Raw genomic sequence first — 8,542 nt, 5'->3', positions numbered from 1 at the left:
CTCCAGCTGCCGAGCGCTATGCTGCTTCCGCCCCCCACCCCGCCTCCAGGAGTTTGTATGCGACCCCTACTGTTCCTGCTTCTATGCCTGTTCGCGCCTCTGGCCGCCGCCGACGAATTCGCATTCCCCGGCGCCTTCAGCAGTCGCGACATCACGACCAATGGAGCCACCATCCACGTGCGGGTGGGCGGCAAGGGTCCGGCGGTGGTACTGCTGCATGGCTACGGCGAAACCGGCGACATGTGGATTCCCCTGGCGAAAGACCTGGTTCGCGACCACACCGTGGTCATTCCGGATCTGCGCGGACTCGGCCTGTCCTCCAAGCCTCCTGCAGGTTTCGACAAGAAGACACAGGCCGGCGATGTGGCGGGCGTGATGGATGCGCTTGGTATTTCCCGGGCGGACCTGGTCGCCCACGACATCGGCAACATGGTGGCCTTCTCGTTCGCCGCCCAGTTTCCGCAGAGGGTCTCGACGCTCACCCTGATCGATGCGCCGATTCCCGGCGTGGGGCCGTGGGAAGAGGTATTGAAGAATCCCCTGCTCTGGCACTTCCGCTTTGGCGGCCCGGACATGGAACGGCTGGTCGCCGGCCGCGAACGCATTTACCTGGACCGCTTCTGGAACGAGTTCTCGGCCAACCCGGCCCGCTTCAGCGAGGCCTCCCGCCAGCACTACGCGGCGCTCTACGCACTGCCAGGCGCCATGCACTCCGGCTTCGCCCAGTTCGCCGCTTTCGACCAGGACGCAGTGGACAACAAGGCGGCCCTCGAGAAAGGCCAGCTGCCGATGCCCGTATTCGCGATCGGCGGGGAGAAGTCCTTCGGCCCGATGATGGCGACGGTCATGCGTTTCGCGGCCACCAACGTCAAGCAAGGCATCGTGCCCGACACGGGCCACTGGATCATGGAAGAGAATCCCACTGCCACCGTGGCGATGGTGCGGGATTTCCTCGACGCGCAGTAATGGCGCGCCTGCCTGCAGCCCGGCCACCTCCCTAATCGGCATACACTCGGCCCTCACGTCAGTCGGGGAGTCGGGCATGAGGCATCGCAGCGGAATGTTGTACAGGGGATGGCGCGCGGGCTTGGGCGCGGCAGTGTTGCTGGCAGGCGCGGCCCACGCGCACGAATCGACGCCGGCGCCGGCAGCGGCCGGGGCGGTCGCCGTGCCCATCGTGCTCAAGGCCGCGCACCTGTTCGACGGGCGCAGCGGCCAGCTGGTGTCGCCGGGGCTGGTGGTGGTGGAGGGCAGCAGGATCACCGCAGTCGGCGCCGGCGCCGCCCTGCCCGCCAATGCCCGTGTCATCGAGCTGGGCGATGCGACCTTGCTGCCGGGTTACATCGACGCCCACACCCATATCAGCTACGACTACAACGAGAACTGGGCCCAGGGTTTCTACGAGGGCATGCTCCGCTTCCCGGTGGAACAGTCGCTGCATGCGGCGCGCAATGCGAAGGCCACGCTGCAGGCCGGGGTGACCTCGGCACGCGAGGTCGGGGCCGGCGATTTCATCGACGTGGCCCTGCGCAATGCGATCAACGCGGGCATCGCCGAAGGCCCGCGCATGCTGGTGGCGGGCCACGCGCTGGGTTCCACCGGCGGGCATTGCGACAGTTCGCCATTTCCGCCGGACACGGTGAAGCCGTCCGGTCCGCTGCAGGGCGTGTGCAACGGGCCGGAGGAATGCCGCCTGGCCACGCGCCTGCAGATGAAGTACGGGGCCGACCTGATCAAGATATGTGCGTCGGGTGGGGTGTTGTCGGAATCCGATCCGGTAGACGTGCCGCAGCTCACGCCCGAGGAACTGCGCGCGATCATGTCCGAGGCGCACAGCTGGGGCCGCAAGGTGGCGGCGCACAGCCATGGCGACGTGGCGGCGAAGCTGGCGGTGGAGGCCGGGGTTGATTCGATCGAGCACGGCAGTTTCCTGACCACGCCGACGCTGCAGTTGATGAAGCAGAAAGGCGTGTACCTGGTGCCGACGCGGATGACCCAGGTGTGGGTGCTGGACAAGGCCGATACCTATCCGCCGAAGATCGGGGCCAAGGCACGCGCGGCGGGTGCCTCGCATTCGGCGATGTTCAGGAATGCATTGAAGATCGGGGTGCCGATCGCGTTCGGCACGGATGCGGCGGTGTATCCGCACGGGATCAATGCACAGGAATTCGGCGACATGGTGGACCTGGGCATGTCACCGTCGGCGGCGTTGCTGACCAGCAGCCAGGGCTCGGCGAAGTTGCTGGGCATCGATGCGGAAACCGGGACGCTGGAGGCGGGCAAGTTCGCGGACATCGTGGCGGTGCCGGGGGATGTGCTGCGGGATATACGGGCTACGGAAAAGCCGGTGTTGGTGATGAAGCAGGGCACAGTGGTAAAGAGCGCCGAGTAAGCGACGTAGGATGGGTCGAGCGCAGCGACACCCATCACCGCAAACCCACAGATATCAGGAACGTAGGATGGGTCGAGCGTAGCGGCTTTCAACAGCGAAGCTGGTCCACCCATCACCGCCAACCCACCGACACAACGAGGTCAAGGATGACCAATTACCGCCGCATGCATGTTCCAGGCGCCACCTGGTTCTTCACCGTCAATCTTGCCGATCGGCGCTCCCGCTTGCTGGCGGAGCGCACCGACACCTTGCGCGAGGCGTTGCGCTATGTGCATGCGCGCCATCCGTTTCGCATCGAAGCCATGGCGGTATTGCCGGATCATCTGCATGCCGTCTGGACGCTTCCGCCCGGTGATGCCGATTACCCGACGCGCTTGCGTTTGATGAAGTCATGGTTCTCGCGCCATATTCCTGCTGGCGAACGTCGGGGCGCCAGCCGTGTAGACAAGGGCGAACGCGGAATCTGGCAGCGGCGCTATTGGGAACACATGGTCCGCGACGACCGGGATCTGGAACGATGCGTGGATTACGTCCATTTCAACCCGGTGAAACATGGTCATGCCGCACGCGCAGTGGATTGGCCGTATTCAACCTTCCACCGCTACGTCGCCAAGGGGTGGTTGTCTGCGGATTGGGGCATAGCCATCGAAGCCACCGGCGACTTCGGCGAACGCGACGATCCGCAAGCCAGCCACGATTCGTAGGTGGGGTTCGAGGCGCGCGGGGCCATGCGGCTCGCGTTGTATGCTAGCCCGCAACCGGCCGCGGCGCGGCCAAACGGGGGACATGATGATCGGAAGAACCAGTCTGTTCGGGCGCTTCATCCTTGGCGCCATCCTGACTGCGCTGGGCCTGCCGACTATCGCCGGCCCGGCGACCAAGTGGAAGACCTGCTACTTCGAGGGCACCGGCGGGATGGGTCTGCCGCTCGCCCTGATCGTGATCGAGCCTTTCGAGATCGCGGCCGAGCACGAGGGGACCCTGGTCTATCCGACCACGGCCTTCGAGCAAGACCCTGGCGTTTCCAGCGTAGTGCCGGGGTACACCCGATTCAGCAGCGCTACCTACGGCTGCGACGAGTACGAGACGCGCGAACGTGCGCAGGCGCGGGCCGATCGCGTAAAGGGGTGGGGCAGCTACTCGATCACCCGCTCGGTCGAATGGTCGCCGCCATCCACGGTGACCGGCCTCGGCGGCACCGGCAAGAAAGGAGCGAGCGTGCGGGCGGTGCGCAAGCCGTCGCCGTCCGCCGGCGGACCTGGTGCGACCGTGATCGATGCGGCGGCGCCGCCCGTCATTCCAGGCTGGGACGAGAAAGTGCGCGAACAGTTGCGCAAGGAGGCGGATACGCGCGCGAAGTCCGCCGCACTGGCCGCCGCGAATGACACCAGGTTGCAAGCCGAGGTGGCCGAAGCGCTCCGCAAAATGAAGGCCCGGGGGCGTGCGCAATGAACCGGGTTTCCGTGGCATGGCTGGTCCTTCTGCTCGCGGCGCTGATCCTGCCCGGGCCGGCGAGTGCGCAGACTTCCGTGATCGATCTGAAGACGGACACGCCCTATACCCACAAGCCCGGAACGCAGGTGGACGTGTATCGCTTCGTTGCCTTGCTTGGCACGCGCGCCACGCTGGTGGTCACGGTGCCGGGCCATGCCATCGTCACGCTTTACACGCCGGAAGGCGAAGCCATGATGGCCGTCGAAGGCAGTGAAAGGATCTCACTTGAAGCGGTGCTTCCCACCTCGAATGCTTACGTTGCCAGCGTGGTGCGTGCCGCTAAGGACAAGCCCTACAAAATGCTTCTGGTCACGCAGTCGCCGACGTTGATGCAGGCGTTCGTGGCAAAGGCGGTGGGTTATGGGTATCTGTTGGATGGCAAGCCGGCGTACCAGTGCTGGCTCGACCCGGGCCGGAAGATGAAGACGGTAACCGGAGACGGCGAGTGGACCACCACCGTTGTAGCGGCAGATCGAAGCGAGACAAGCGTTGGCGGAAGCGCGATGCGCGCCGAGACCTACCTGGTCGAGCACAACGGCGGCCTCTTTGCTAAAGACGTCTCAGCTGATGGCCAGTCCTACGAGCGCGCCGTTGAGCTTGAGGGGCCACAGTTTGACCCATCCCAGTCGCCCCGCTGGAACGGCTACCTGTGTTCGGATGCGGATTAGGACATAGCCATCGGAGCCACCGGCGACTTCGACGAACGCGACGATCCGAAAGCCAGCCAGAATTCGTAGGATGGGTCGAGCGCAGCGACACCCATAACGCGTGACGGCCCGACGTCGCCATTGGTTTCGAAAGCAGGTGTATCTGCTTGAGGCTCTATCGCCTCGGACAGGAACAGCGATGGGTGGACCAGCTTCGCTGTTGAAAGCCGCTGCGCTCGACCCATCCTACTGGGCCTAGGCGGGCCGCACTGCGGGAAGGTCTCTGGCAGGAATGGACGCCCAGTCAATTCCGAAACGCGCTAGGTACTTCCGGATCCGATCGGCGTCATTCGTGCTGGACCGTTGCGCGCGAGACGCGGCAAACAGCTCGCGACCCGCGGCCGAAAGCGTCTTCGAACGGCGGCAAACCTCAATCACGGTTTCGAGCTGTACCCGATCGAACATGTCCAGCGCAGCCTCATCCTCGACTAACCCGTGAAGAACCGAAGGTGCTTGGACGACGCGCCACTGGCGCCGCAGACGCTCGATTTCCTCGTCCACCAAATCAAGCTGGATGCGTCCGGCCGTAGCCAACGTGGCCATGCGCATCACGGATGCACTGAGGTCACGAAAGTTGCCAGCCCAGCGCGCCTCCCCGCCGGTCGCGAACGACATGTAGCGCTGACGCGCCTCCTTGTTGAACGTCACCCGCTGTCGCTGCTCACTGGACCATCGCTCGAGCTCAAAATCCAGGTTGGGCTCAATGTCTTCCAACCGCTGGGCGAGGCCAGGCAAGTGGTAGGTCCACAGATTCAGGCGGGCAAGAAGGTCCTCGCGAAAGCGTCCTTGGTCTACGGCGTCCTGCAGATCGCGGTTAGTGCCGGCGATTAGCTGGAAATCGCTTTCGACCTCCTTGTCACCGCCCGCGGGAAAGAAGCGCTTCTCTTCAAGCGCTCGCAGCAGCATCGCTTGCTCGTCCTGTCCCAGTTCGCCAATCTCATCAAGGAACAATAGCCCTTGGTGCGCGGAGCGCAGCAGGCCGGCACGATCGCTCGTTGCCCCGGTATAGGCACCTCTGATATGCCCGAACAGCGTGCTCATCGCACCGTCACCGCGCAGCGTCGCGCAGTTGACCTCCACAAAACGGCCAGGCAGCTGGTGCTTGAGCTTCTTCAGCTCGAAGACACGCTTGGCGAGCTGGCTCTTGCCCGCACCTGTGGGGCCCATCAAGAGCATGGGCGCCTTCGAGCGCGTGGCCACCGTCTCAATCTGCTCGATCATCGTGTTGAAGGCTGGATTTAGCGTGGCTATACCACTTTTGAGCAGCGCCCGGTCCTCCAGACTCTGCTGCGCAAAGCGCTGGGCAATGGCGTCATACCGCGAGAGGTCCAAATCAATGATGCTGTAGTAGCCGGCGTCGCCCCCGCCGACGCCCTGCTTTCGAGGTGGGGAGGTCTGCAGCAGACGCCCCGGGAAGTGGCGGCTCTCGGCCAGCAGGAACCAGCAGATCTGCGCGACGTGGCTGCCAGTCGTGATGTGGACGTAGTAGTCCTCGTCATCGGGCTGGAAGTCATAGCCACGCAGGAAATCGTGGAGCGTCGCGTAGACGGTCTCGAAGTCCCACGGATCGGCGAGGTGCATGTCGTGGCGACGCACCGCCGTCTCAGGGGAGGTCTGAACGATGTCTTGGGCAACGCACTCGGCCATTGCCGCGTACCTGCGCTCATCGGAAATCAGCTCAAGTCGGTCGACGAGCAAGTCCTCGTACATCGCCAGCGCGACGGTGGGGCGCCACTTCTCCCAACGTCCCGGGCCTGTCCCGGCATCGAGCTGGGTACCGAGCATGCCGATGACCACCTGACGTTTTCCCATATAGATCCAGATAAAATTCGATACTGAAATATACGCAACTTGGTTACAGCACTCTACCTCTTTCGAACCGAAAGTTACTTAAGTTGTTGAAACCAATGAATTATCCGAGTCCGTAGAGATGTTGGCACGCTGATTGCTCAGTTCAAGTTACGACGCAGGCTGTTCCTGCCGGAGCCCATCATGGCCAACCTTTCCCTCTTCGAGTCCATCCGCGGCGCACTCGCTCCGGTGGCGAACGCTCTCAACGAGGAGGGTGCCTCTGCCTACCAGCGCACCCCGGAAGGTGCGCTCGCCCTCTATGCCGCCACGGGCTGCCTTAACGCCACCTTCTATGCGACGGACGAGGCACAGCTGGCCACCGTGCTGATGCTGGCGGCCCAGGTGTCCCCCGGGTTCGTTGCACGCACTGCGGTATATGCACGCGAGACCATGCACATAAAGGACATGCCGGCGCTCCTGCTTGCGACGCTGAGCACTCGTGATCCCGACCTGTTCACGGCCGCCTTCCCGCGCGTGGTGACCAATGGCCGCATGCTGCGCAACGTCGTGCAGATCCTGCGCAGCGGTCGCGTCGGCCGCAAGTCGTTGGGTTCGCGACCGAAGCGCCTGGTGCAGCAGTGGATCGCCCACGCCTCCACGGATGCGCTCATCAACGCGGCGATTGGCCAGCAGCCTTCGCTTGCGGACGTGATCCGCATGGTCCACCCGAAGCCGGCCGATGCCGAGCGCGAAGCGCTGTACGCGTGGATCGTGGGCCGGCCTTACCGGGAGGAAGCGCTGCCGCCGAAGCTGCGTGCGTTCGAGGCATTCAAGCGCGACCCGTCGGGCGAGCTGCCGGACCTGCCGTTCCAGTACTACACGTCGCTTCCCCTAGGGCGTCAGCATTGGACGACGCTGGCCCGCAAGGCCTCCTGGCAGACGCTGCGCATGGGCCTGAACACGTTCGCCCGCAATGGCGTCTGGGACGACGCCGGAGTGGTTGCGGAGATCGCCGCGCGACTGCGCGATCCCGAAGCGATCAGCGGGGCACGGGTTTTCCCGTACCAGCTGCTGATGGCGTTCCAGGCGGCGGCGGTGTCCATGCCGGTTGCGATCACCGAAGCCCTGCAGGACGCGATGGAAATTGCGACCCGTCGGGTGCCAACGATCGCTGGGAACGTCGCCGTCGCGGTCGACGTCTCGGGTTCGATGTCCTCGCCGGTCACCGGTTTCCGCCGAGGCTCTACAAGCGCGGCGCGGTGCGTGGACGTGGCTGCCCTTGTGGCCGCCACGTTGCTGCGGACCAATCCACAGGCCCGGGTGCTGCCGTTCGACACGGAGGTCCGTGATGTCCAGCTCAACCCGCGCGACAGCGTGATGACCCAGGCACGCCAGCTCGCCGCGTTATGCGGTGGCGGCACCTCGGTCAGCGCACCGATCGCATCGCTCAACCGCGATCGGGCAATGGTCGACCTCGTGGTGCTGGTCTCGGACAACGAGAGCTGGCGCGACACCCGGGGTGGGGCGACGCAGACGATGCGCGAGTGGGGCCGGCTCAAGGCACGCTGCCCGCAAGCACGGTTGGTGTGCATCGACCTGCAGCCCTGCGCCACCAGCCAGACGGTGGAGCGCGAGGACGTGCTGCACGTGGGCGGCTTCAACGACGCGGTGTTCGAGCTGCTCGCGGGCCAGGCTGCCGGCAATGCCTCGCCGGCGCGCTGGGTCGAGCGCATCGCGTCGATCGAACTGTAAGAGGAGTGCCCGGCCAGCAATGGGGTTGTCCGGGCCAGGGATTGAAGCTTTTCGGATGCGGCCGGATGCCGGCCTGACTACATGGTTCGCCCGTTCGACTCGGGCAGTCAGGCCATCACTTGCCGTCCGCATCCACCCCGTTGTCGGCGGCGTTTTCGAATGCCGATGGAACTACAGCCTTCTAAGCTCCGGGTCGCGGGTTCGATTCCCGCCCGCTACGTGGCGGTAGCTCAGCGGTTAGAGCAGGATGTTCCATCACCTTCGTCGAAGACGCCGGCGACACCGTTACATCGTTGTTCTGGTGCGAATGCCAGTGGAACTCCATGTGTCGCGGGTTCGATTCCCGCCCGCGGCAACGCGGTAGCTCAGCAGGTAGAGCAATTGATTCCACGCCACCTCGTCGCTG

At 64.5% G+C, this 8,542-nt stretch carries 7 protein-coding genes; 6 read left to right on the top strand and 1 reads right to left on the bottom strand.

Features of this window, described 5'->3' with window-relative positions; translation table 11 throughout:
• Positions 1–57 precede the first annotated feature (57 nt).
• From DT603_RS05010 to DT603_RS04990, 5 genes are all read left to right on the top strand, one after another.
• Positions 58–966, top strand: coding sequence for an alpha/beta fold hydrolase (locus tag DT603_RS05010; protein WP_162348740.1), 909 nt, complete (start codon positions 58–60; stop codon positions 964–966).
• A 76-nt stretch (positions 967–1,042) separates the two neighbouring features.
• A complete protein-coding gene (locus DT603_RS05005; RefSeq protein WP_162348739.1) occupies positions 1,043–2,392 on the top strand; it encodes a metal-dependent hydrolase family protein in 1,350 nt (449 codons plus the stop codon).
• A gap of 146 nt (positions 2,393–2,538) precedes the next feature.
• Positions 2,539–3,096 carry an REP-associated tyrosine transposase gene (locus DT603_RS05000; protein WP_162348738.1) on the top strand — a complete coding sequence of 186 codons (558 nt, stop codon included), beginning with the start codon at positions 2,539–2,541 and terminating at the stop codon, positions 3,094–3,096.
• Between the two features lie 82 nt (positions 3,097–3,178).
• Positions 3,179–3,844 (top strand): hypothetical protein, encoded by a 666-nt coding sequence (locus tag DT603_RS04995; protein ID WP_162348737.1) that lies wholly within the window; start codon positions 3,179–3,181, stop codon positions 3,842–3,844.
• Positions 3,841–4,554 carry a hypothetical protein gene (locus tag DT603_RS04990; protein WP_162348736.1) on the top strand — a complete coding sequence of 238 codons (714 nt, stop codon included), beginning with the start codon at positions 3,841–3,843 and terminating at the stop codon, positions 4,552–4,554. Before DT603_RS04995 ends, DT603_RS04990 begins: the two co-directional genes overlap by 4 nt.
• Positions 4,555–4,788: 234 nt before the next feature.
• On the opposite strand, the gene rtcR is transcribed toward DT603_RS04990, so the two are convergent.
• Positions 4,789–6,405 (bottom strand): RNA repair transcriptional activator RtcR, encoded by a 1,617-nt coding sequence (gene rtcR / locus DT603_RS04985; protein ID WP_162348735.1) that lies wholly within the window; start codon positions 6,403–6,405, stop codon positions 4,789–4,791.
• Positions 6,406–6,585: 180 nt separating this feature from the next.
• On the opposite strand from rtcR, the gene DT603_RS04980 reads away from it, so the two are divergent.
• Entirely contained in the window at positions 6,586–8,136 is a 1,551-nt protein-coding gene (locus DT603_RS04980) for an RNA-binding protein (RefSeq protein ID WP_162348734.1), read from the top strand.
• Positions 8,137–8,542: the final 406 nt, after the last annotated feature.

The organism is Pseudoxanthomonas gei (assembly GCF_010119615.1).
In the GTDB taxonomy this organism is placed as follows: domain Bacteria; phylum Pseudomonadota; class Gammaproteobacteria; order Xanthomonadales; family Xanthomonadaceae; genus Pseudoxanthomonas_A; species Pseudoxanthomonas_A gei.
The sequence above is the reverse complement of the archived record's forward strand: the minus strand, read 5'-3'. Positions and strand labels throughout refer to the sequence as shown.